Here is a 21,230-nt window from a genome sequence, read left to right on the forward strand (position 1 = left end):
AGGTGTCACTCGACGACGGCGAGCGCGTCGATCTCGACGAGCATCTCCTCGCGCGGCAGGCCGACCATGACGGTGGTGCGCGACGGGAGCACGGCGTCCGGGCCGAGGCGCTCGGCGAGGAAGGCGCCGTAGGCGTCGTTCATCGCGGCGAAGTCGTCGCGGGTGGTGAGGTACACGCGCAGCATGACGACGTCCGCGATGCTGCCGCCCCCGGCGGTGACGATCGCCTCGACGTTCTGCAGCGTGCGCGTGGTCTGCGCCGCGACGTCGCCCGGGTAGACGTACTCGTTGGTGGCCGGGTCCATGGGGCCCTGCCCGGAGACCTGCAGCAGGTTCCCGGCACGCACCCCCTGGGAGAAGGTGTGGGCCGGGGCGGGGGCCTGGTCGGTGCTGACGGCGGTCTTCGAGGTCATGTGCTCGTCCTTTCGTGGGGTGGTGCGTCGTGGGGTGGTGCGTCGCGGGGTGATGCGTCGCGGGGTGATGCGTCGTGGGGTGGTGCGGCGCGCCCCGCCCAGTCGGCCTCGATCGCGGCGGCCGCCGCGCGCAGCTGCGGCACGAGGGCGCGCACGCCGTCGAGGTCGAGGATCACGTCCGGCACCGAGATCGACACCGCCGCCACGACCGTGCCGGACGCGTCGTGCACGGGCGCACCGACGCAGTTGACGAACGGTTCGTGCTCGGCGGCGTCCTCGGCCCATCCCTGCTCGCGCACGCGCGCCAGCTCGGCACGGTAGGCGTCGGGGTCGGTGAGGGTCCGGGGCGTGAAGGCGTGGAAGTCGGCGGCGGCCAGCACCTGGGCGAGCCGCCCCTCCGGCAGGCCGGCGGCGAGGACCTTGCCGACGGCGGTGGCGTGCAGGGGCGCTGGGAGGCCGAGCTCGGAGTACATGCGCACGGAGCTGGTGCTCTCCACCTTGGCCACGTAGACGGGTCGGGCGCCCTCCAGGACGGCGAGGTGCACGGCCTGCCCGCCGGTCTCGCGCCCGAGGCGCTCCAGGTGCGGCAGGGCGACGTCGCGGATGCCGTGACCTTCGAGGGCGCCGCGGCCCAGCTCGAAGAGCCGCGACCCCAGCGAGTAGCGGCGGCGGTCGTCGCGGCGCACGAACCGCTCGTTCTCCAACGCACGCAGCAGGCGCAGCACGGTGGTCTTGTGCACGCCGAGCTCCTGGGCGAGGTCGTCGAGGGTGCGCGGGCCTTGGCCCAGCAGCCCCACGATCCGCAGCGCGCGCCCCACGCTCTGGCTCACGACCCCTCCTGACCTGCCCGTTCTTCGCCGTCCGGCTCGCGCTGCGCGGCCTGCCGGGACATGCTCGGGACGCGCTCGATCGATGGCCGGATGGACGGTGGCCGGATTGACGGCGCGACCGCCGTGATGCTAGCAAGGTGCGTCATCCTGCGCAACGAACGTTGCGCTATGTGCAACGTGAGCAGGGAGCGAGGGTCTGACGATGGACCGCACCGGGGCAGAGGACGCCTGTCGGATCGACCGCGAGAAGATCGCCGCACGGGACGCCGAGCAGGTCGGCTGGCGCCACAAGGCCGTCCCGCCGGAGCTGTGGGGCCTCACCGTCGCCGAGGTCCGCGAGCGCCGTCCCCGGCTGTCCGAGCTCCCGACACCGTTGCTGACCCTGTCCCGCCCGGCCCTCGACACGAACCTGCGCGTGCTGGCCGACTGGTGCGCCGAGCGCGGCCTCGACCTCGCCCCGCACGGCAAGACGACGATGGCGCCGCAGCTGTGGGCCGAGCAGATCGACGCCGGCGCGTGGGCGATCACCGTGGCCAACCCGTTCCAGCTCGCGGTAGCCCTCGAGTTCGGCGTGAGCCGCGTGATGGTGGCCAACAGCGTGATCTCACCGCTCGCGCTGCGCTGGACGGTCGACGCCCTCGCGACCCACCGCGACCTTCGCGTGCTGGTCTGGGCGGACTCGGTCGACGCCGTCGACCTCATGCACGACGCGCTCGCCGCCCACGTGGCCGACGCCGGCGCACGGCCGCCGCTCGACGTGCTGGTCGAGCGCGGCGGCGCGGGCGGCCGCACCGGCGCCCGCGACCTCGACTCGGCGCTCGCCGTCGCGGAGCGCGTCGCGGCGTCTCCGCACCTGCGCCTGGCCGGCGTCGCCGGGTACGAGGGCGCGCTGGCGCACGACTCCGACGCCCACAGCCAGGACGTGGTGCGCGGCTACCTGCGCGACCTCGTCGAGGTGCACGAGCGCCTGGTGGCCGCCGGCCGCTACGAGGTCGACGCGCCCGTGGTGTCCGCGGGCGGCAGCGCGTACTTCGACGTCGTCGACGAGGTGCTCTCGCCGCTGGTGGCGACGGGCGCGCGCGTGGTGCTGCGCAGCGGCGCGTACGTGGTGCACGACGACGGCTTCTACCGGCACATCTCCCCGCTCGGCGAGGAGCCCCGCACCGGCGGCCCCGGGTTCCGGGCCGCGATGCACGGCTGGGCGCGCGTCAGCTCGCAGCCCGAGCCCGGCCTGGCGCTCTTCGACGCCGGCAAGCGCGACCTGCCCTTCGACGAGGGCCTGCCCGAGGTGCAGCTCCGCCGCCCCCGGGCCGACGGCGAGGCGCCCGCGCCCGTGTCGGGCGTCGAGGTCACGGCGCTCAACGACCAGCACGGCTTCCTGCGGTGGGATGCCGGGGCCGGTGAGGCGCCGGTGCGCATCGGCGACGAGCTGCGCCTCGGCCTGTCGCACCCGTGCACGGCCATGGACAAGTGGGGCCTCGTGCCGGTGATCGACGACGCCGACGCGGCGGACCCGGTCGTCGTCGACCTCGTGCGTACGTGGTTCTGACGGTGGCTCCGACCACCCAGGGAGTGGGAGCGGCATGACCGCCGACTGGTTGATCCGCGACGCGCTGGTGCTGGACGGCACCGGCGCCCCGGCGGCGTCGCCGACGTCACGGTGACCGCGGGCCGCATCACCGCCGTCGACCCGGGCCGTTCCGACGCCCGCACCGGCGGCGCGCACCGCACCGTCGACGCCGACGGGCGCGCGCTCACCCCCGGCTTCATCGACATGCACGCGCACTCCGACATCCAGATCCTGGCGAACCCGGACCACACCGCGAAGGTGAGCCAGGGCGTGACGCTGGAGGTGCTGGGTCAGGACGGGCTCTCGTACGCCCCGGTGGACGAGCGCACCCGCACCGCGATCCGCGCGCAGATCGCGGGCTGGAACGACGACCCGCCCTGCTTCGACTACGACTGGGACTCCGTGGCGGGCTACCTGGACCGCCTCGACCGCGGCATCGCCTGCCACGCCGCGTACCTCGTGCCGCAGGGCACGCTGCGCCACCTGGTGGTGGGCCCGGAGGACCGGCCGGCCACCGACGCCGAGGTGGCGCGGATGGCGGAGCTGCTGGCCCGGGGCATGCGTGAGGGCGCGCTCGGGATGAGCAGCGGCCTCACGTACACGCCCGGCATGTATGCGGACGACGACGAGCTCGCGGCCCTGCTGCGCACCGTCGCGGCGCTCGGCGGCTACTACAGCCCGCACCACCGCTCGTACGGCAAGGGCGCGCTCGAGGCGTACGCGGAGATGATCGACCTCGCCCGCGCCGCCGGCTGCGCGCTGCACCTCACGCACGCGACGATGAACTTCGGCCCCAACAAGGGCCGCGCGGGCGAACTGGTCGCGCTGATCGACGACGCGCTGGACGGCGGCGTCGACATCACCCTGGACACGTACCCCTACCTGCCGGGCTCCACGACGCTCAGCGCCATCCTGCCGAGCTGGGCGTTCTCCGGCGGCCCGGACGCGCTGCTGGAGCGGCTGGCGGTCCCGGCCGACCGGGAGCGGATCCTGTACGAGCTGGAGCACGTCGGCACCGACGGCTGCCACGGCTGCGTGGCCGAGTGGGACACCATCGAGATCAGCGGCGTGCAGAACCCCGCGCTGGCGGACCGCGTGGGCCGCACCATGGCGGCGATCGCCCGCGACGAGGGCCGCGCGCCCGGCGACGTCTTCGTGGAGCTGCTGGTCACCGACCGGCTCGGCACCACGATCCTGCAGCACGTGGGGCACGAGGAGAACGTGCGCACGATCATGGCGCACCGCACGCACTGCGGCGGCTCGGACGCCATCCTCGTGGGCGGACGCCCGCACCCGCGCGCCTGGGGCACGTTCCCGCGGTACCTCGCGCGGTACGTGCGTGAGCTCGGCCTCCTCACCCTCGAGGACTGCGTGCACCACCTCACCGGGCGCCCCGCCGCCCGCCTGAACCTGGTCGACCGCGGCCTGGTGCGCCCCGGCTACGCCGCGGACCTCGTGCTGCTCGACCCCGACACCGTCCAGGACACCGCCACGTTCGAGAACCCGCGCCAGCAGGCGACGGGCATCGACCTCGTCCTGGTCGGGGGCGCCGCCGTCATCGACGACGGCGCCCGCACCGACGCCCTCCCCGGCCGCGCACTGCGGCGCACGGGCGAGGGCACCCGCTGAGACAGGAGACCACCCGATGCGGTCACTGCTTCAGGCAGCCGGGGACGACGACACCCTCGAACTGATCAACCAGCCGTGGGCCGACCACGACACGCAGGTGCTGGTGGTCACGGCCATCGGCATCGCGATCGTCGTGCTGCTCATCACGCTGCTCAAGATGCACGGCTTCCTCGCCCTCACGATCGGGTCGCTGTTCGTGGCGATCGGGTCCGGCATCCCGCTCGGCGACGTCGCCGGGGTGTTCGAGAGCGGCGTCGGCGACGTGCTGGGAAGCGTCGGCGTGCTGATCGTGCTGGGCGCCATGCTCGGCAAGCTGCTCGCCGATTCGGGGGGCGCCGACGAGATCGTCGACAAGATCTTCCGCGGCGGCACGGGCAGCATGCCCTGGCGGATGGCGCTGATCGCCTTCCTCATCGGCATCCCGATGTTCTTCGAGGTGGGCCTCGTGCTGCTGATCCCCGTGATCATGCTCGCGGTGCGCCGCTCGGGGCTGCCCGCGATGCTGCTGGCCATGCCGGCACTGGCCGGCCTGTCCGTGCTGCACGGCTTCGTGCCCCCGCATCCCGGCCCGCTGGCCGCGATCGGCAACCTCGGCGCCGACGTCGGCGTCACCATGGCCCTCGGCCTGCTCGTCTCCGTGCCGACGGTGATCCTCGCCGGTCCCGTGTGGGGTCGGTTCGCTGCGAGGCTGGTGCCGATCGGCGCGCAGGGCGGCGGCGGCGGTCTGGTCGCGGAGGACACCGGCGGTTCCGGCGAGCCGGGCACGGTCAAGACGCGCAACCCCACGTTCACGCTCACCCTCGTGACGATCCTCAGCCCGGTGGTCCTCATGCTGGTGCGCGCGGGGGTCGAGGTCTGGGCCAGCGAGGACTCCTGGTTCTACCCGTTCGTATCCTTCATCGGCGAGCCGCTGGTGGCCCTGCTCATCGCCGTCCTGCTCGCGATGATCACGTTCGGCACGAGCGTCGGGTTCTCGCCGTCCACGCTGATGTCGAAGATGACCGACAGCCTCAAGCCCATCGCGAGCGCCACGATGATCGTCGGCGCCGGCGGCGGCTTCAAGGCCGTGCTGGTGGACGGCGGCACCGGCATCGCGATCGGCAAGGCGGCCGTGGCCATGAGCCTGTCCGTGCTGCTGCTGGGCTGGCTCATCGCGGCGCTGGTGCGCATCGCCACCGGGTCCGCGACCGTCGCGATCGTCACCGCGTCCGGCATCGTCGCGCCCCTCGCCACGGGCCTGTCCCCGACGCACCTGGCGCTCGTCGTCCTCGCCATCGGCGCCGGCTCACTGATCCTGTCCCACGTCAACGACGCCGGCTTCTGGCTGGTCAAGGAGTACTTCGGGATGACGGTGGGTCAGACCCTCAAGACGTGGACGGTGATGGAGACCCTCATCGCCGTCCTCGGGCTGCTCTTCACCTGGCTGCTCTGGCTGGTCGTGTAGACCGTCACTGGTCGAGCCTGTCGAGACGCCGTCCTCGGCTTCGACGAGCTCAACCAGCGGGGAGGGTTTCGACAAGCTCAACCAGCGGTGGAGTCGCGGGGGCGCGCGGGGTTCCTTACGTTCAGGGCGTGGACCCGTCCAGCACGCCTGCCGGCGTACCCGTCTCGTGGGTGCCCGACGTCCTGCCCGGGTTCGAGCAGACGACCCTGGACCTGGCGCCCGACTTCGAGGGCGACGTCGTCGCGACGCTCGTGCGCCGGGCGCCGCAGCCGGGCGTCGTCGTCCCCGACGCCGGCGTGGACGTGCTGTACGTGCACGGCTGGACGGACTACTTCTTCCAGACCCACCTCGCCGCGTTCTGGGAGCGCCTCGGCGCGCGGTTCCACGCGCTCGACCTGCGCAAGTACGGGCGCAGCCTGCGCCCGTACCAGACGCCCGGGTTCGTCACGTCGCTGGAGACCTACGACGAGGACATCGAGGCGGCCCTCGCCGTCCTCGGCCACGGGCCCGGCGCGACGCCGGGCCGCGAGCTGGTGCTCATGGGCCACTCGACGGGCGGGCTCGTGCTCAGCCTGTGGGTGGCGCACCGCCCGGACCGCGCGGCCGCTCTGGTGCTGAACAGCCCGTGGCTGGAGTTCCAGACGCGCAGCGTGGGACGGCGGGTGCTCGAGCCGGGCGTCCGCGCGCAGGCCGCGCTCGCCCCGCGCAGCCACCTGGCGAACGTGGACCTGGGCTTCTACGTGCGCAGCGTGTCGTCGCGCTTCGACGGGGCGTGGGACATCGACCCGGCCTGGCGCCCCGACCTCGGGTGGCGCGCCACCCCCGCGTGGCTGTCCGCCATCTTCCAGGGGCAGGAGCGGGTGGCGCGCGGCCTCGCCATCGACATCCCAGTGCTGGTGCTGCTCTCGACGCGCTCCACGCCGCCCGTGCGGTGGAGCCCCGACATGATGCGGTCGGACTCGGTGCTCGACGTCGCGGGCGTGGCCCGGCGCGTGCCCTCGCTGGGCAGCGTCGTCACCCTCGTGCGGGTCCACGACGCCATGCACGACGTGACCCTCTCGGCCCCCGAGGTACGCGAGGTCGTCTGGAGCGAGATCACGCGCTGGTTCGGCGCGTACGTCGGCGCGCGGCAGGCCGCCGAACCCGAGCGGGGAGGCTGGCGGCGTGGTGGCGCCGGACGTTCGGCCGGCGTCAGAGCGCACGCACCATCTCCACCTCTTCGCCCGCGTCGAGCGTGAAGCGCACGCCGGTCGGCGTGAAGCCGAGCTTGCGGTAGGCGGCCTGCGCGCGCGGGTTGTCGACGTGCACGCACAGCCGGGCGCGCTCGACCCCCTGGTCGTGCCCCCACTCCTGCACCGCGTCGAACAGCCGCCCCAGCACGCCGGCGCCCCGGTGCTCGGGGCGCAGGAACACGCCCACCAGGTGCACCTGGCGGTGCAGCGGCGGGCCGCCGAGCGCGTCCTCGTCGCCCGGCTCCTCCACCAGCCCGGTCGTGGTGCCCACCCAGCGCCCGTCCTCGTCGACCGCGACGTACGCGGCCACCGTGTCGCTCGACGCGTTGCCGCGCGCCCGCTCCTGCCAGAACTCGTCCGGCCGCGCGGACGCCGCCCCGTGCGTCTCGAGGAATGCCACCGGCGCCGCCGGGTCGAGCAGCGCCGCCAGCCGCAGCTCCCTGCCCTCGCGCCACTCGTCAGCCCGCATGCGCCGCACCGTGGACGAGGGACCGGGGGAGTTCGTCGTCATGCCGGGGATCCTTCCACCCGACCGGGGCCGCGCACCCCGCCATTTCGTCAGCTCGCGGGCTCCCGCGCGTCGAGGCGGGCCCGCACGTGCTCGACGACGCCGTCGGCGGCTGCCTCGATCTCGTCGAGGCAGGTCTCGAACCCGTCCTGGTCGCCGTACCAGGGGTCCTCGACGTCCAGCAGGTGCTCGTCGCCCCCGGGCTCGACGAGGGGCGCGTCCGGGTCGAACGACCGGTACATGCGGATCTCCGCGAGCCCGTCCTCGCGCCCGGTGACGAGGCGCCGCAGCCGCCGCGCGTGCTGCGCGGTCATGGGCAGCAGCAGGTCGTGGGAGGCGAGGTCGTCGGGGGTGGTCTGGCGGGCGTGGTGGCCGTCGCCCGTGGGGTAGCCGCGCGCGGCGAGCACCCGCCGGGCGCGCGGGTCCACGGGGTTGCCGTGCTCCTCGTCGCTGACGCCGGACGAGTCGACGACCACCCGGTCGCCGAGCCCGGCGGCCCCGAGGCGGTCGCGCAGCACGATCTCGGCCATGGGGGAGCGGCAGATGTTGCCGGTGCAGACGGTCATGATGCGGTACGGGGTGGCAGTCACGGCACCATTCTGACCCGGCCGGCCGGCCGTCTCCATCCGGTTTCGACAGGCTCAACCAGCGAGGTCGTGCCTACCGTGAGCCATGGCGAGATGGGCGGCGGACGGTCTGGTCGCCGTGACGGGGGCCAGCGGGCGGCTCGGGTCACGGCTGGCGTTCCGCCTCGCCGCGGAGGGCGCGCGGCAGCGGCTGGTGGTGCGCGACCCCGCCCGGGCGCCGCGGCTCAGCGACGGCCGCGCCCTGCCGGAGTGCGAGGTCGCCGTCGCGGACGGCTACCGCGACACGGACGCGATGCGGGCGGCGTTCGACGGGGTGCGCACCCTGTTCCTGGTGAGCGCCCGCGAGGCGCCGGACCGGGTCGCCCAGCACGCGGCCATGGTCGACGCCGCCGTGACGGCCGGCGTCGAGCGGCTCGTCTACACGTCGTTCGCGGGCGCGGCGCCGGACGCCGTGTTCACGTTCTCCCGCGACCACTGGCGCACCGAGCAGCACCTGGCCGAGGTGGGGGAGCGGTCCGCCCTGCGCTGGACGGTGCTGCGCGACAACCTCTACCACCACGCGCTGAGCATGTTCGTCGGGCGCGACGGCGTGATCCGCGGCCCGGCGGGCGACGGGCGGGTCGCGGCGGTCTCGCACGACGACGTGGCCGACGTCGCGACCGCCGTCATCCTCGACGAGCGGCCGGCGCGGCACGACGGCGCGACCTACGAGGTCACCGGGCCGCAGGCCCTCACGCTGGACGAGGTCGCCGCGACGCTCGGCCGGGCCGCGGGGCGCGACATCACCTACCACCCGGAGACCGAGGAGGAGGCGTACGCCTCCCGCGCCGGGTACGGGGCGGCGCCGTTCGAGGTGGACGGGTGGATCTCGTCCTACACCGCCATCGCCGCGGGCGAGCTGGCGCACGTCTCCGACGACGTCGGCCGCCTCGTGGGCCGCCCGGCCCGCTCCTTGGCGCAGTGGCTCGACGACTACCCCGGCGAGTGGGCGCACCTGCGGCGCGGCTGACCGGGCCTCCGACCGCCCTCCGGTCACCCCTCGACGGCCCCGTCGTTCACCCTGAGGAAAACCCTTGGCCTCCCCCGTGGACCCGGCGTAGCGTCATCGGCACATGAGAAAGGAGGTGATCGGAGTAGTGAAGACTCTTCGGACCCATGAGGTGGTCGCGCGCTAGTCGCGCGCGCCCTTGAGCGTTTCGCGCTACCGGACCCGGCGATCAGGTCGTCGAGCCCGGTGGGCGCGCGGGACGGGTAGCGAGTTTCTCGCGACCACCGGAGCCCGCGGGTGCCGTGCCCTCGTCCAGCACGGTAGGAGGTTCGACCTCCAGCCCGCGGGCTTCTTGCTGCCCCCGGCATTTGACGGCTTGTCGGCGCGCGGCGCCGACCGGGTGCGGGTGCGCCGCGACGATCGCGTCCGCCCCGGGGCCGGCTCCTGCGCCTCGCACGACCCGTCCGAGACCTGCAGCTCGACGTCGTGCACTCCGGGTCCGGCCCGGCCGGGTTGTTGTCGTCGCCGGGCTCGGACCAGGTGACGTTGTCGACGATGTTGCCGGCCGCCTCCCGGTCAACCGTCACCGCTTCTCGAGAAGCGCGGCCGCCGGGTCGGTCGTCGCGTCCCGCCGGGCGAGACCGGCCAGGAGGTCGGCCACCTGCACGCGCGGGTCGTGCCGAGAGTCGACCTGCCGCACGCCGAGCAGCGGTGGCGGCGCCGGCGACACCTCCCGCGCCAGGTAGGCCGCGAGGCGCGCCATGCGCTGCGGCGTGAGCGCGCTCTGCTCGTCGTGCACGACGGCGACCGACCGCCGTCCGGCGCTCCACCACAGCGCCGTCTCCGCGACCGCGGGGATGAGCGGCTCGAGCGGGGGCGGGATGGCGGGGTCGCCGGCGAGCAGCCGCTCGAGGACGCGCTCGACCCTCGTTCTCGTGACGCCGCGCAGCGCCGGGACGTCGGCGGGCACGGTCGCGAGGAACCGGTCGACGGCGGCGGGTTCGATGCGCCGGCGATGCTTCGTGTGCGTCATCGCGATGAACGCCGCGAGCAGCGGCGTGCGCTCCCGCAGCGTGGCCACGGCGTCGGCGTGGTCGTCGCCCAGCCGCGTGCCCGCGCCGTACGACGGCTCGTCGACGAGCAGCTCGACCACCCGGGCGGCGACGTAGGAGCGCTTGTCGACGACGTGGACGTGCGACCTCCCGCGGAGCGCGCCCCGGAACCAGTCGACGGTCCGCTGCTGCCCGGGCCGCAGCAGCGCGGCGGACTTGTGCTCCGGCGCTCGCGGATGGCCGAACCGCGACCGCAGCGTGGCGAGGAGCTCGGCGGCCTCCTCGACGGTGAGGTCGACACCGGCGTGCGTGATCACCGGCGAGGCGGGGTCCAGGAGGTTCGTCCCGGAGAACCCCGACTCGTCGCACGCGATCTCGACGACGTGCACCGGGTCGGGCATGCGCACCATCGTGGACCGGCGCGGGCCCGACCACCAGCGGTTTCCCTAGCTCGCGGCGGTCGCGCCGGCCCCGGCCTCCGGCGGCGGCGGACCCCCCGGCGGCGTCTCGACGTCCGTGGAGAGGATCTCGCGGGCCTGTTCCGCGGCGCGAGCGATGCTCTCGCCGACGAAGTCCATGAAGCGGGCCGTGTTCTCCAGTCGGACGGCGGCCGGGGTGCCACGCCCGAGGACGCTGACGCCCTGCCGTGCGGTCTCGGCGAGCTGGGCGTTGGACCGGGCCGCGGCGATCATCGACTGGTACCAGACGTCGTTGTCGGCGACGTAGTGCTCGCGCCGCCCCTCCGCGCGCTCCCTGCGGACGAGGCCCTGGCCCTCGAGGAACGTGACCGCCTTGGAGACGGACGCCGGGCTGACCTGCAGGCGCTGGACGAGCTCGGACGCGGTGAGGCTGCCCGCGTCGGTCGTGTAGAGGTGGGTCAGCACGCGCGCCGCCATGCGGGGCAGGCCCGACTGCATGAAGAGGGCGGTGAAGGTCTCCTCGAGCTCCCGCACGGCCTCGGGGTCGCGCCCGTGGGCGGCCAGGGGCGCCGCCGACCGGCGGGGCACGGCCTGCCGGCGCCGGTGGGCGCGGCGTTCCGTGGAGTGCTGGGCCAGGTCGGCACGGTAGGAACCGGGGCCGCCGTTGCGCATGACCTCGCGCGTGATCGTCGACGTGGGGCGGTCGAGCCGCCGGGCGATCTCGGCGTAGGCGAGGTCGTCGGCGAGGCCCAGCGCGATCTGCCGGCGTTCCTGCTGGGTGAGCCTGCCTCCGGGCATGGTGCCTCCTCGTTGCTCCCGTGGGCGGCCAGGCTAGCGTTCACTTCCGATTCATTGCAACGCGACGACGCTCGCTTGTTGCATTCCGCGCAGGCTGGTTGCAATGATTAATGCACTCTGACCTGCGTAGATAACGCTCGAACGCAACAACACTGTTGCCATCCAGTTGAAACGCAACATAGCGTTTCCGGTATCAGAAACACCGAGCCTCGAGCCACAGGAGCTGAGCACCATGCAGACCTTCGACACCCCCACCGCCATCACCCTCTCCCTCGACGTCCCCGCGGGCCGCGTCCAGATCATCGCCGCCGACCGGGCCGACACGACGGTCGAGGTGCTCCCGGCGGACCCGTCGAGGAGCCGCGACGTGAAGTCCGCGGCGGAGACCACCGTCGAGTACGCCGACGGTGCCCTGCGGGTCACGACCCCGGTGAAGCACCGGCCCGTCGGCGCCACCGGGGCCGTCGAGGTCACGGTCCAGCTGCCCGCCGGGTCCCGCGTCGAGGCGAAGGTCGCCAGCGCCGAGATCCGGGGCGTCGGCCGGCTCGGCGACGTCGACGTCGACCTCGCACACGGCGCGATCACGCTCGACGAGGCCGCGAGCGCCCGCCTCGCCGTCCTCGCCGGCGACGTCACGGTCGGCCGCCTGGGCGGCCCGGCGGAGATCAGCACGTCGAAGGGCGACATCCGCGTCGCCGAGGCGGTGCGCGGCACGGTCGTGCTGCGCACCGACGCCGGCGACGTGTCGATCGCGGCCGCCGCCGGGGTGTCCGCCTCGCTGGACGCCGGCACCGCCTACGGCCGGGTCCACAACTCGCTGAAGAACACCGGCACCGCCGACCTCGACGTCCGCGCGACCACCGCATACGGCAACATCACCGCCCGCAGCGTCTGACGCGCGCCACCCCTCGCACCGCACTCGCACCGCCCACCGGCTCCACGAAGGGACTCGAAACATGAGTATCACCGACGACTACCAGGCCGCCGAGAAGCTCCTGCGCCGACCGCTCAGCCCCGGCGAGCTCGTCGTCGGGGACAAGGTCCGGCCGCGGTGGATCGACGACGGCACCCGCTTCTGGTACGCCGTGAGCACCGGCGCCGAGAAGCAGTTCGTGCTGGTCGACCCGGCGGCGGGCACCCGCGAGGAGGTGTCCGACCCCGCACCGCTCCTCGCGGCATCGACCGCGGCCACCCCGCCGTCCGGCAACCCGCTGGACGTGTCGTCGCCCGACGGCAAGCTCGCGGTGTCCCGGCGCGGGCACGACCTGTGGGCGTGCTCCCTCACGGACGACCGCGAGTGGGCGCTGACCACCGACGGAGCTCCCGCCTACGGGTACGGCACCAGCCCGGAGGCCCTCGGCAACGGCACCCTGCTGCGCAAGTTCGGGCTGCCGCACCTACCGCCCGCGGTGGCGTGGTCGCCCGACTCGACGCGGGTGCTGACGCACCGGACCGACGAGCGCGACGTCCGCGAGACCCACCTCGTGGAGGCCCGGCCGGCCGACGGCGGGCCGCCGCGCATGCACGCCCAGCGGTACGCCTACGCCGGCGACGAGGCCGTGCCGCGGTCCGAGCTGGTGGTGCTGGACGTCGCGGCGGGCACGGCGGTGCACGCCCAGGCCGAGCCGCTGCTCACGCCGATGGTGTCGCCCGTCATGGGTGGCTGGGCGTGGTGGGCCGCGGACGGCTCGGCGGTGTACTACCTGAGCCAGCCTCGCGACCGCCGCACGCTCGCCCTGCACCGGATGGACCCGGCCACGGGCGAGGTCACCGTGGTGCTCAGCGAGTCGGGGCCCACCCGCGTGGAGCCGAACCAGTGGCTGTACGACCTGCCGATCGTGCGCGTGCTGGCCGACGAGGTGCTGTGGTATTCGCAGCGGGACGGCTGGGGCCACCTGTACCGGTACGACCTGCGCACCGGCGACCTGCTGGGCCAGGTCACGTCCGGGCCGTGGGCCGTGCGGCAGATCCTGCACGTGGACGAGGCCGAGCGGGTGGTGTACTTCACCGCCTCCGGGCTGGTCGGGTCCGACCCGTACCGGCGCACCGTGTGCCGGGTGGGTCTGGACGGCACCGGGTTCGCGGCGGTCACGGACGACGACCTGGACCACGTCGTCACCCTGCCCGAGCGCGGGGAGTACTTCATCGACTCCGCGTCCGCCGTCGACACCCCGCCGGTCACCCGCGTGCGCGACTGGTCCGGTCGGGTGCTGGTCGAGCTGGAGCGGGCCGACGTCTCGAGGCTCGAGGCCGCGGGCTGGACGCCGCCGGAGCGGTTCCGCGTCAAGGCGGCCGACGGCGTCACCGACGTCTACGGGGTGCTGTACCGGCCGCGGGGATTCGACCCCGCGCGCCGCTACCCCGTGGTGGACACCCTCTACCCGGGCCCGCAGGTCAACCGTGTGGACCCGTGCTTCGACCCCGGCGGGATGGGCCTGGACGCAGAGCCTCTTGCGGCGCTGGGCTTCGTGGTGGTCGCCGTGGACGGGCGCGGCACCCCCGGGCGCGACAAGGCCTTCCACGACGCCTCCTACGGCCACCTGGCCGACGCGGGCAGCCTGGACGACCACGTCGCGGCGCTGCAGCAGCTGGCCGCGACCCGGCCGTGGATGGACACCGGCCGGGTGGCCGCGTTCGGCCACTCCGGGGGCGGGTTCGCCGCCGCCCGGGCGATGCTGGACCACCCCGAGGTGTACGGGGTGGGCGTGGCCCTGTCCGGCTCTCACGACGCCCGGTGCTTCAGCCTGGACTTCGTGGAGGCCTACGACGGCGCGAACGCCTCGGAGGCCTGGGCCCGCACGTCCAACGTGGAGATCGCGGACCGGCTGGAGGGCCGGCTCCTGCTGATCCACGGCGAGATGGACGACCGGGTCCACCCGGACCAGACGCTGCGGCTCGCCGACCGGCTGGTCGCGACGGGCAAGGACTTCGAGATGTTCGTCGTGCCCGGTGCCGAGCACATGTTCATCGACTCCCTGGCGTACGTCCGCACGCGCTGCTGGGACTTCCTGGTGCGCGAGCTGCTGGGCACCCAGCCGCCTGCCTATCGGCCCGCGCCCATCCCCCTCGACCCCGAGCTGCTCGGCGAGATGTTCGCCTGAGCGAGGGCCCGCGGTCGTCCCGTGGTCGGTCGTCCTCGTCCTTGCGGAGGAGGACGACCGACCGCCGATCTCGTCCGCCGGCAGGTGCTGCAGACCCCCGGGCTGTCCCTAGCGTCGTAGGCATCGGAAGGCCGCATGGGCGGCGACGCAGCAGGGACGTCAGGAGGATGCATGATCGAGGTGAAGGCGCTGGTGAAGCGCTACGGGTCCACGACGGCGGTGGACGGGCTGACATTCAGCGCACGGCCGGGGACGGTGACCGGGTTCCTGGGCCCCAACGGCGCCGGAAAGTCGACGACCATGCGGATGATCGTGGGCCTCGAGCGGCCGACGTCGGGCACCGCGACGGTCGACGGCCGGCAGTACGCGGACCTCCGCGCGCCACTGCGCTCGGTGGGCGTCATGCTCGACGCCCGCTCCGTGCACCCGGGGCGCACGGCGTTCCGCCACCTGCTGGCGCAGGCCCGGACCCACGGCATCCCCCGGTCCCGCGTCGACGAGGTGATCGCGATGACGGGCCTCGGGTCGGTCGCGGGGCGCCGGGCGGGGACGTTCTCCCTCGGCATGGGTCAGCGGCTCGGGATCGCGGGGGCGCTGCTCGGCGACCCGGGGACGCTGATTCTCGACGAGCCGGTCAACGGGCTCGACCCCGACGGGATCCTGTGGGTGCGCGGGCTGGTGCGCGACCTCGCCGCCGAGGGGCGCACCGTCCTCCTCTCCTCGCACCTCATGCACGAGCTCGCCCTGTGCGCCGACCGGGTGGTCGTCATCGGCCAGGGCCGGCTGCTCGCGGACGCGTCGGTGCAGGAGATCGTGGACGGCTCCGGCGGCGGCTCGCTCGAGGACGCCTACCTGCAGCTGACCGCCGGTTCCGTGCAGTACCGGGGCGGTGACGCGGCATGACGCTCTCACACCTCATCCTGTCGGAGTGGTCCAAGCTCACGAGCCTGCGCTCCCCGTTCTGGATCGCCGTCGCGACCGTGGTGGTGTCCGGGGTTCTCACGTCCGCGGCCGCGAGCGCCTCGTCCGTGGACCCGGGTTTCATCCCGCTCGACTCGCTCACTGCGGGTCTCCCGCTCGCCCAGGTCGGCCCGCTGGTCCTGGGGGTCCTCGTGGGGACCGGGGAGTTCAGCACCGGCACGTTCCGCGCCACGTTCACGGCGGTGCCGCGGCGCCTACCCGTCCTCGCCGGTCAGGCCATCGCCACGGCCGCGTTCACGCTCGTCCTCGCCGTGCTCACCGTCGCGGCCGCAGTGATCGGGCTGCTGCCGTCCGCCCGGTCGCGGGGGATCGCCCTTGACCTCGCCGCGGACGGGACGCCCCAGGTGCTGATCGGCACGGTGCTCTTCCTCGTCGGGCTGGCCCTGGTCGGCCTGGCGGTCGGGGCGCTCCTGCGGCGCGCTGTCCCGGCCCTGGTCACCGCGATCGCCCTCGTCCTGGTGCTGCCGACCGCGCTGATGCTCGCGGCGGACGCGTCCACCGGCCAGATGGCGGCGTCGGGCAGCACGCCCGCACAGGACGCGGTGAACACGGTCGTCACGTTCCTGCCCTTCGGCGCGGGGACGCTGCTGACGATGACGCCGGGGGTCGGCGGCGTCGAGGGCGCCCCCGACCTCGGCGCCTGGGGCGGCGGGCTCGTCCTCGCCGCCTGGATCCTCGTCCCCCTCGCCGCGGCCGCGCTCCGGCTGCGCACCCGTGACCTGACGTGAGGTCCGGCATGGTAGACGGCACGGTGGACGGCACCGTGGACCGAAACGGCACCCGGGTCTCGTTCGCCCGCGTCCTGGCCGCGGAGTGGACCAAGCTCACCGGCCTGCGCTCGAGCCTGTGGATCGCCCTGGGGACCGTCGTCGCGGCGGCGGGGCTCGCCTTCGCGCTCGGCATGTTCGTGCGGCCAGGGGACGGCCGGTCGGGGGCCTCGCTCGTCGTCTCCGGCTACCTGCTCGCCCAGCTCGGGTCCCTGGTGCTGGGCGTGCTGGTCGGCACCGGCGAGTACAGCACCGGCACGGCCACGACGACCTTCACCGCCGTCCCGCGGCGGCTGCCGGTGCTCGCGGCCCAGGCGGTCGTCACGACCGTCGTCGCCCTCGTCACCGCGGCGCTCGCCGTCGCGGCGTCGTTCCTGGTCACGGCCGGCCCGCGGGCCACGGCCGAGCTGGCCGTCGACCTCGCGGACGGCGAGACCGCGCGCGTCCTGGCCGGCTTCGTCCTCTCCCTGACGGGCGTCGCGCTGCTGGGGCTCGGCCTGGGGGCGCTGCTGCGCCGTCCGGCCGCCGCGCTCGTCGCGGCGGTGCTGCTGCTCGTCGTCGTCGACCAGTTGCTCGCGACCAACCCCGGGCAGGTCACGGACACGGTGCGCACCCTCCTGCCCGGTGCCGGGGGGCGGCTGCTCCTCGACGACGCGGGGCTCGCTTCCCTCGACGCGACGACCCTCGGCCCCCATGTCGGGGCCGGCGGCGCGGGGCTCGTCCTCCTGCTGTGGGTCGTCGGCCTCCTCGCCGCGGCCGCGTACCGGCTGCGGCGTCATGACGTCACCTGAGCGCGGGTCGGCCGTCGCGGCGCGCGGTGGGAGAGTGGGGCACGTGACGACCTCGCGCACTGCCGACGCCCTGACGGCGGGGCAGGTGCAGCGGCAGGGGCCGGTGGGGCGCCTGGTCGCCGCGCATCCCCGGGGCGCGGACGCCGCCCTCGTCGGGGCGGTGCTGCTGGTCGGGCTCGTCACCGCCGCCATCAGCCTGGAGACCGTGGAGGGGTCCACCAGCCTGGGGCTGTACCGGCCTGGCGATGCCGTCGCATGGACCGTCCCGACCGTGTGGCTCGTCGGTGCCGTCCTGGGGGCGGGGCTGCTCGCCGTCCGTCGGCGGTGGCCGCTCGGCACCACGGCGGCGCTCACCGTGCTGGCCGTCGCCTCGCTCGGCCTGGCGGGCGTGCTCGGCGTCCTCGGGCTGTGCCTCGCCTGCGCGCTGTACACGGTCGCGGCCACCCGGCCGGCACGCACCGCCTGGATCGCGTCCGGCGCAGTCCTCCTGGTCGTCGTGCCCGCCTTGTGGTGGTGGCAGGAGGTCGGCCTCGCGGAGATGCTGATGTGGAGCACGGGGCTGCCGAACGGGCGCGACCCGGGCCGGCAGCTCGAGGCACCGCCGTTCTCCTCGGGCCGCCGGATGATCTCGGCGGCGCTCCTGCTCGCGCTCGTGGCGCTCGGCCTCGCGACCGGGTCGGTGGCGCGCGCCCGCCGTTTTTACGCCCAGGAGGTCGTCGGGCGCTACCAGACGATGACCCAGGACCGCGACCAGAGCGCCGCGCTCGCCCGCGTCTCGGAGCGCGCCCGCATCGCGCGCGAGATGCACGACGTCGTCGCGAACAGCGTCTCGGTGATGGTCGCGCTGTCCGACGGCGCCGGCGCGGCGTTCGACCGCGTACCCGACCGCTCCCGCGAGGCCCTGCGCGAGCTGTCGCGGACCGGCCGCGAGGCGCTGTCGGACCTGCAGCGGGTGCTCGGCGTCCTCGAACCCCGCCCGGACGACGACGTGGCGGCCGGGGCCGACGGGTCTGACGGTCGCCAGGAGCCGGAGGTGACCGGCCTGGGCAGCGTCGTCGAACGCTTCCGCGCCGCGGGCGTCCCCGTCACGGCGACGGGCCTCGACGTCGAGCTGCCGCAGGACACGTCGCTCCGCCTGGCCGTGGCGCGCATCGTGCCGGAGGCGCTGACGAACGTGCTGCGGCACGCGCCCGGCACCCCGTCGGCCCGGGTCGTCGTCCGTCGCACCGCCTCGGCCGTCGAGATAGAGGTCTTGGACGACGGCGGCACCCGCCCCGGCACCGGCGGCGGGTCCGGCCGCGGCATCCTCGGCATGCGCGAGCGCGCCGCGATCCTCGGCGGCAACGTCGAGGCGGGACCCCGCCCCGAGGGCGGCTGGCGCGTGCGCGTCGTCCTGCCGTGGGATGACGCCGACGACGATGCCGCGAAAGAAGGAGACCGCGCATGACGACGGTGCTGCTCGTGGACGACCAGGCGCTGCTGCGGATGGGGTTCCGCCTCGTGATCGAGTCCGAGCCGGACCTCGAGGTGGTCGGCGAGGCGTCGGACGGGGCGGTCGCGCTCGATCAGGTGGCGTCGCTCGACCCCGACGTCGTGCTCATGGACATCCGCATGCCGGGCATGGACGGCATCGAGGCCACGCGGCGGGTCGTCGCCCAGCACCCGTCGTCGCGCGTGCTCGTGCTCACCACGTTCGACCTCGACGAGTACGCGTTCGCCGCGCTCCGGTCGGGGGCCAGCGGGTTCCTCCTGAAGAACGCGCGGCCGGACGAGCTCGTCGACGCGATCCGCGCCGTGGCGGCCGGGAGCTCCGTCGTCGCGCCGCGCGTCGTGCGCCGCATGCTCGACCTGTTCGCCCCGCACCTGCCGACCGGCACCGGCGCTGACGCCGGGCGCCCCGCCGACGACCTCGACCCCCGCCTGCGCACGCTCACCCCGCGCGAGTTCGACGTGCTGCGCTGCGTCGCCGAGGGCCTGTCCAACGCCGAGATCGCCGAGCGCCTCGTGCTCGGCGCGACGACGGTCAAGACCCACGTCGGCAACGTCCTGGCCAAGCTGGGCGTGCGGGACCGCGTGCAGGCCGTGATCGTCGCCTACGAGAGCGGCCTCGTCGGCGGAACGGCGAAGCCCCCGGCCTGACGAGGCGCCGCCCGAGGTGCTACCTCTCCCGGAGGTAGGACAGGACTGCGAGCACTCGTCGATGACCGACATCCTCGGCGTGGAGGCCCAGCTTGTCGAAGATGCTGCGGATGTGCTTGGAGATCGCCGCCTCGGAGACGAAGAGCTTCGCGGCGACCTCCCCGTTGCGATCGCCCTGGGCCACGAGCTCGAGGACGGCCCGTTCGCGAGCGGTGAGCGTCGCCAGCGGGCTGCGGCGGCGCTGCATGAGGATGCTGACGACCTCGGGATCCAGCGCGGTGTGCCCGCCGGCGACCCGGTGCACCGCGTGGATGAAGTCCCCGACGGCCGCGACCCGCTCCTTCAGGAGGTACCCCACCGCACCGGCACCCTCCGCGAGCAGCTGACCCGCCGACGCGGGCTCGACGTGGGCGGAGAGCACGACGACAGGGAAGCCGGGCCGGCTGCGCCTGATCTCGATGGCCGCCCGGAGACCCTCGTCGGTCCAGGTGGGCGGCATCCGCACGTCGACGACGGCCAGGTCCGCGTCGTGCGCGGCGATCAGGTCGTCGAGGGACTCCGCCGTGTCGGTCGCCGCGGAGACCTCGATGCCCTCGGCGCGCAGCAGCGCCGCAAGCCCTTCACGAAGCAGTGCGTCGTCCTCGGCGATCACGACTCGCACGGCAAGCTCACCTCGATCCTGGTCGGCCCGCCGGGCGGGCTGGTCACGTGCAGCGAACCCCCCAGGGCCCTGACGCGATTCTCCACGCCCGCGATGCCGCTGCCTGCGCTCGGGTCGGCTCCGCCTCTGCCGTCGTCGCCGACCACCGCCGTCACCCACGGAACCTGTCCGACCGGCTTCCAGCGCAGCTCCACAGTCGCCTCTCGTGCGCCGCTGTGCTTGGCGACGTTGGTCAGCAGCTCGGCGACGGAGAAGTAGAGCGCCGCGTCGACGGAGGCGGGGGTGGGTGCAGGCCCGTCCACGTGCAGCCTGGCGGGGATCTGACTCTGGTCCACGAGAGACCCCACGGCGGGGACCAGCCCCTCCTCGGCGAGGAGGGGCGGATAGATGCCGTGGATCACCCGCCGCACCTCGGCGAGGGCATCGGTCGCGGCGCGGCCGGCCTTGGTCAGCGAGGCGCCGGGGTCTCCCGACCCGGTCTCGAGCTGGCGTTGGGCCATGCCCACGTACATCGCGACCGCCACCAGGCGGTTCTGCGCCGCGTCGTGCAGGTCCCGCTCGATCCGTCGCAGCTCCGCGGAATGGGCGGACACGGCCGACTCGCGGCGGACCCTCTCGATCTCCGCGCGGCGGCGCAGCTCCTGCGCCGGGCTCGGCAGCAACAGCGTCGCCGCGACCTTCGCGTCGACCCTCGCCACCGCGGGAGCGGTCGCCCAGAGGGCGAAGGCGGCGACGCCGATCGCGGCCGAGGCAGCCGCCGCCGGCCACGAGGTCACCGCGAACATGACGGCGGACTCCCCCTCGGGGAGCGCCCACCAGTAGAACGGGACGAGGCCGTAGTTCAGCGCGAACAGGGGCAGCGCGATGGCGGCCGCGCCGAGCGGCAGGCCGGCCAGCACGCGAAGGGCGAGCGTGCCCGCGTCGCGGGCCAGGGTCCCCGACGCGGCATGGGCACGCGCCGCGGCGAACCGCGCACCGAACCGCGCACCGGGCTCGCCGACGTAGGGCGAGTCGACCGGCCTCCCGAGCACCCGCCCGACGCGGGTCCGCTCCCGGTCGCACCACCGGCGCACCAGGAGGCCCACGGGACCGACGAAGAGCAACCCCACCCCCACGACGGACAGCACGAGGACGGCGACCGAGGTCGCCAGGAGAACGAGCGCCACCAGGCCGGCGAACAGGTCCCCGACCAGGTAGCGCACGGCACGCGCCTGCCCGGCAGCTGCTGTCCTGGCGTCCGGCCGCGGGACTCTGCCGGCCGCGTCAGTCACGGGCCGACCCTACCGAGATCGACCCGTGTCGCCGGGAGGTAGTGCCAGC

The 21,230-nt window shown here is 74.3% G+C and carries 20 protein-coding genes; 12 read left to right on the plus strand and 8 right to left on the minus strand.

Going from position 1 to position 21,230, the window contains the following annotated elements; all coding sequences use genetic code 11:
• Nucleotides 1-5: 5 nt before the first annotated feature.
• Entirely contained in the window at nt 6-413 is a 408-nt protein-coding gene (locus AC1C2V_RS16620) for a RidA family protein (RefSeq protein WP_495390753.1), read from the minus strand.
• Nucleotides 410-1,243, minus strand: coding sequence for an IclR family transcriptional regulator (locus AC1C2V_RS16625; RefSeq protein ID WP_495390754.1), 834 nt, complete (start codon nt 1,241-1,243; stop codon nt 410-412). Before AC1C2V_RS16625 ends, AC1C2V_RS16620 begins: the two co-directional genes overlap by 4 nt.
• 202 nt (nt 1,244-1,445) lie before the next feature.
• Between AC1C2V_RS16625 and AC1C2V_RS16630 the strand changes: the two genes are divergently transcribed.
• The 4 genes from AC1C2V_RS16630 (at nt 1,446) to AC1C2V_RS16645 (ending at nt 7,124) form a co-directional block, all read left to right on the plus strand.
• Nucleotides 1,446-2,792 (plus strand): type III PLP-dependent enzyme domain-containing protein, encoded by a 1,347-nt coding sequence (locus tag AC1C2V_RS16630; protein WP_495390755.1) that lies wholly within the window; start codon nt 1,446-1,448, stop codon nt 2,790-2,792.
• A gap of 111 nt (nt 2,793-2,903) precedes the next feature.
• The gene (locus tag AC1C2V_RS16635; protein WP_495390756.1) at nt 2,904-4,442 is read left to right on the plus strand and encodes an N-acyl-D-amino-acid deacylase family protein; all 1,539 of its coding nucleotides are present in this window, start codon (nt 2,904-2,906) and stop codon (nt 4,440-4,442) included.
• Between the two features lie 16 nt (nt 4,443-4,458).
• The gene (locus AC1C2V_RS16640) at nt 4,459-5,886 is read left to right on the plus strand and encodes a GntT/GntP/DsdX family permease (RefSeq protein ID WP_495390757.1); all 1,428 of its coding nucleotides are present in this window, start codon (nt 4,459-4,461) and stop codon (nt 5,884-5,886) included.
• Nucleotides 5,887-6,014: 128 nt separating this feature from the next.
• On the plus strand, nt 6,015-7,124 hold the full coding sequence (locus AC1C2V_RS16645) for an alpha/beta hydrolase (protein ID WP_495390758.1): 1,110 nt from the start codon (nt 6,015-6,017) through the stop codon (nt 7,122-7,124).
• Here the strand turns inward: AC1C2V_RS16645 and AC1C2V_RS16650 are convergent.
• Together AC1C2V_RS16650 and AC1C2V_RS16655 are read right to left on the minus strand one after the other, a co-directional pair.
• Entirely contained in the window at nt 7,078-7,629 is a 552-nt protein-coding gene (locus tag AC1C2V_RS16650) for a GNAT family N-acetyltransferase (protein WP_495390759.1), read from the minus strand. The genes AC1C2V_RS16645 and AC1C2V_RS16650 overlap by 47 nt on opposite strands.
• A 47-nt stretch (nt 7,630-7,676) precedes the next feature.
• Nucleotides 7,677-8,192, minus strand: a complete 516-nt coding sequence (locus tag AC1C2V_RS16655) for a low molecular weight protein-tyrosine-phosphatase (protein WP_495390876.1) — start codon at nt 8,190-8,192, stop codon at nt 7,677-7,679.
• 106 nt (nt 8,193-8,298) lie between these two features.
• On the opposite strand from AC1C2V_RS16655, the gene AC1C2V_RS16660 reads away from it, so the two are divergent.
• Nucleotides 8,299-9,222: an SDR family oxidoreductase gene (locus AC1C2V_RS16660; RefSeq protein WP_495390760.1), complete on the plus strand. Its 924-nt coding sequence runs from the start codon at nt 8,299-8,301 to the stop codon at nt 9,220-9,222.
• Between the two features lie 562 nt (nt 9,223-9,784).
• On the opposite strand, the gene AC1C2V_RS16665 is transcribed toward AC1C2V_RS16660, so the two are convergent.
• Both AC1C2V_RS16665 and AC1C2V_RS16670 read right to left on the minus strand, forming a co-directional pair.
• A complete protein-coding gene (locus AC1C2V_RS16665) occupies nt 9,785-10,654 on the minus strand; it encodes a DUF3800 domain-containing protein (protein WP_495390761.1) in 870 nt (289 codons plus the stop codon).
• 45 nt (nt 10,655-10,699) lie between these two features.
• Entirely contained in the window at nt 10,700-11,470 is a 771-nt protein-coding gene (locus AC1C2V_RS16670) for a GbsR/MarR family transcriptional regulator (protein ID WP_495390762.1), read from the minus strand.
• Nucleotides 11,471-11,702: 232 nt separating this feature from the next.
• Between AC1C2V_RS16670 and AC1C2V_RS16675 the strand changes: the two genes are divergently transcribed.
• The 7 genes from AC1C2V_RS16675 (at nt 11,703) to AC1C2V_RS16705 (ending at nt 19,249) form a co-directional block, all read left to right on the plus strand.
• Complete coding sequence (locus tag AC1C2V_RS16675) at nt 11,703-12,365, plus strand: DUF4097 family beta strand repeat-containing protein (RefSeq protein WP_495390763.1); 663 nt, start codon at nt 11,703-11,705, stop codon at nt 12,363-12,365.
• A gap of 61 nt (nt 12,366-12,426) precedes the next feature.
• On the plus strand, nt 12,427-14,571 hold the full coding sequence (locus tag AC1C2V_RS16680) for a S9 family peptidase (protein WP_495390764.1): 2,145 nt from the start codon (nt 12,427-12,429) through the stop codon (nt 14,569-14,571).
• A 171-nt stretch (nt 14,572-14,742) separates the two neighbouring features.
• Nucleotides 14,743-15,474 carry an ABC transporter ATP-binding protein gene (locus tag AC1C2V_RS16685; protein ID WP_495390765.1) on the plus strand — a complete coding sequence of 244 codons (732 nt, stop codon included), beginning with the start codon at nt 14,743-14,745 and terminating at the stop codon, nt 15,472-15,474.
• A complete protein-coding gene (locus AC1C2V_RS16690; protein ID WP_495390766.1) occupies nt 15,471-16,280 on the plus strand; it encodes an ABC-2 transporter permease in 810 nt (269 codons plus the stop codon). Before AC1C2V_RS16685 ends, AC1C2V_RS16690 begins: the two co-directional genes overlap by 4 nt.
• An 8-nt stretch (nt 16,281-16,288) precedes the next feature.
• Nucleotides 16,289-17,110, plus strand: a complete 822-nt coding sequence (locus AC1C2V_RS16695; protein WP_495390767.1) for a hypothetical protein — start codon at nt 16,289-16,291, stop codon at nt 17,108-17,110.
• A 43-nt stretch (nt 17,111-17,153) separates the two neighbouring features.
• Nucleotides 17,154-18,557 (plus strand): sensor histidine kinase, encoded by a 1,404-nt coding sequence (locus AC1C2V_RS16700; RefSeq protein WP_495390768.1) that lies wholly within the window; start codon nt 17,154-17,156, stop codon nt 18,555-18,557.
• The gene (locus AC1C2V_RS16705; protein WP_495390769.1) at nt 18,554-19,249 is read left to right on the plus strand and encodes a response regulator; all 696 of its coding nucleotides are present in this window, start codon (nt 18,554-18,556) and stop codon (nt 19,247-19,249) included. Before AC1C2V_RS16700 ends, AC1C2V_RS16705 begins: the two co-directional genes overlap by 4 nt.
• Before the next feature lie 19 nt (nt 19,250-19,268).
• Here AC1C2V_RS16705 and AC1C2V_RS16710 read toward each other — a convergent pair whose 3' ends face one another.
• Nucleotides 19,269-19,910, minus strand: coding sequence for a response regulator transcription factor (locus AC1C2V_RS16710; protein ID WP_495390770.1), 642 nt, complete (start codon nt 19,908-19,910; stop codon nt 19,269-19,271).
• Nucleotides 19,898-21,181: a sensor histidine kinase gene (locus tag AC1C2V_RS16715; RefSeq protein WP_495390771.1), complete on the minus strand. Its 1,284-nt coding sequence runs from the start codon at nt 21,179-21,181 to the stop codon at nt 19,898-19,900. The genes AC1C2V_RS16710 and AC1C2V_RS16715 overlap by 13 nt, the downstream gene beginning before the upstream one ends.
• Nucleotides 21,182-21,230: the final 49 nt, after the last annotated feature.

This window comes from Isoptericola sp. Y541 (genome assembly GCF_059445465.1).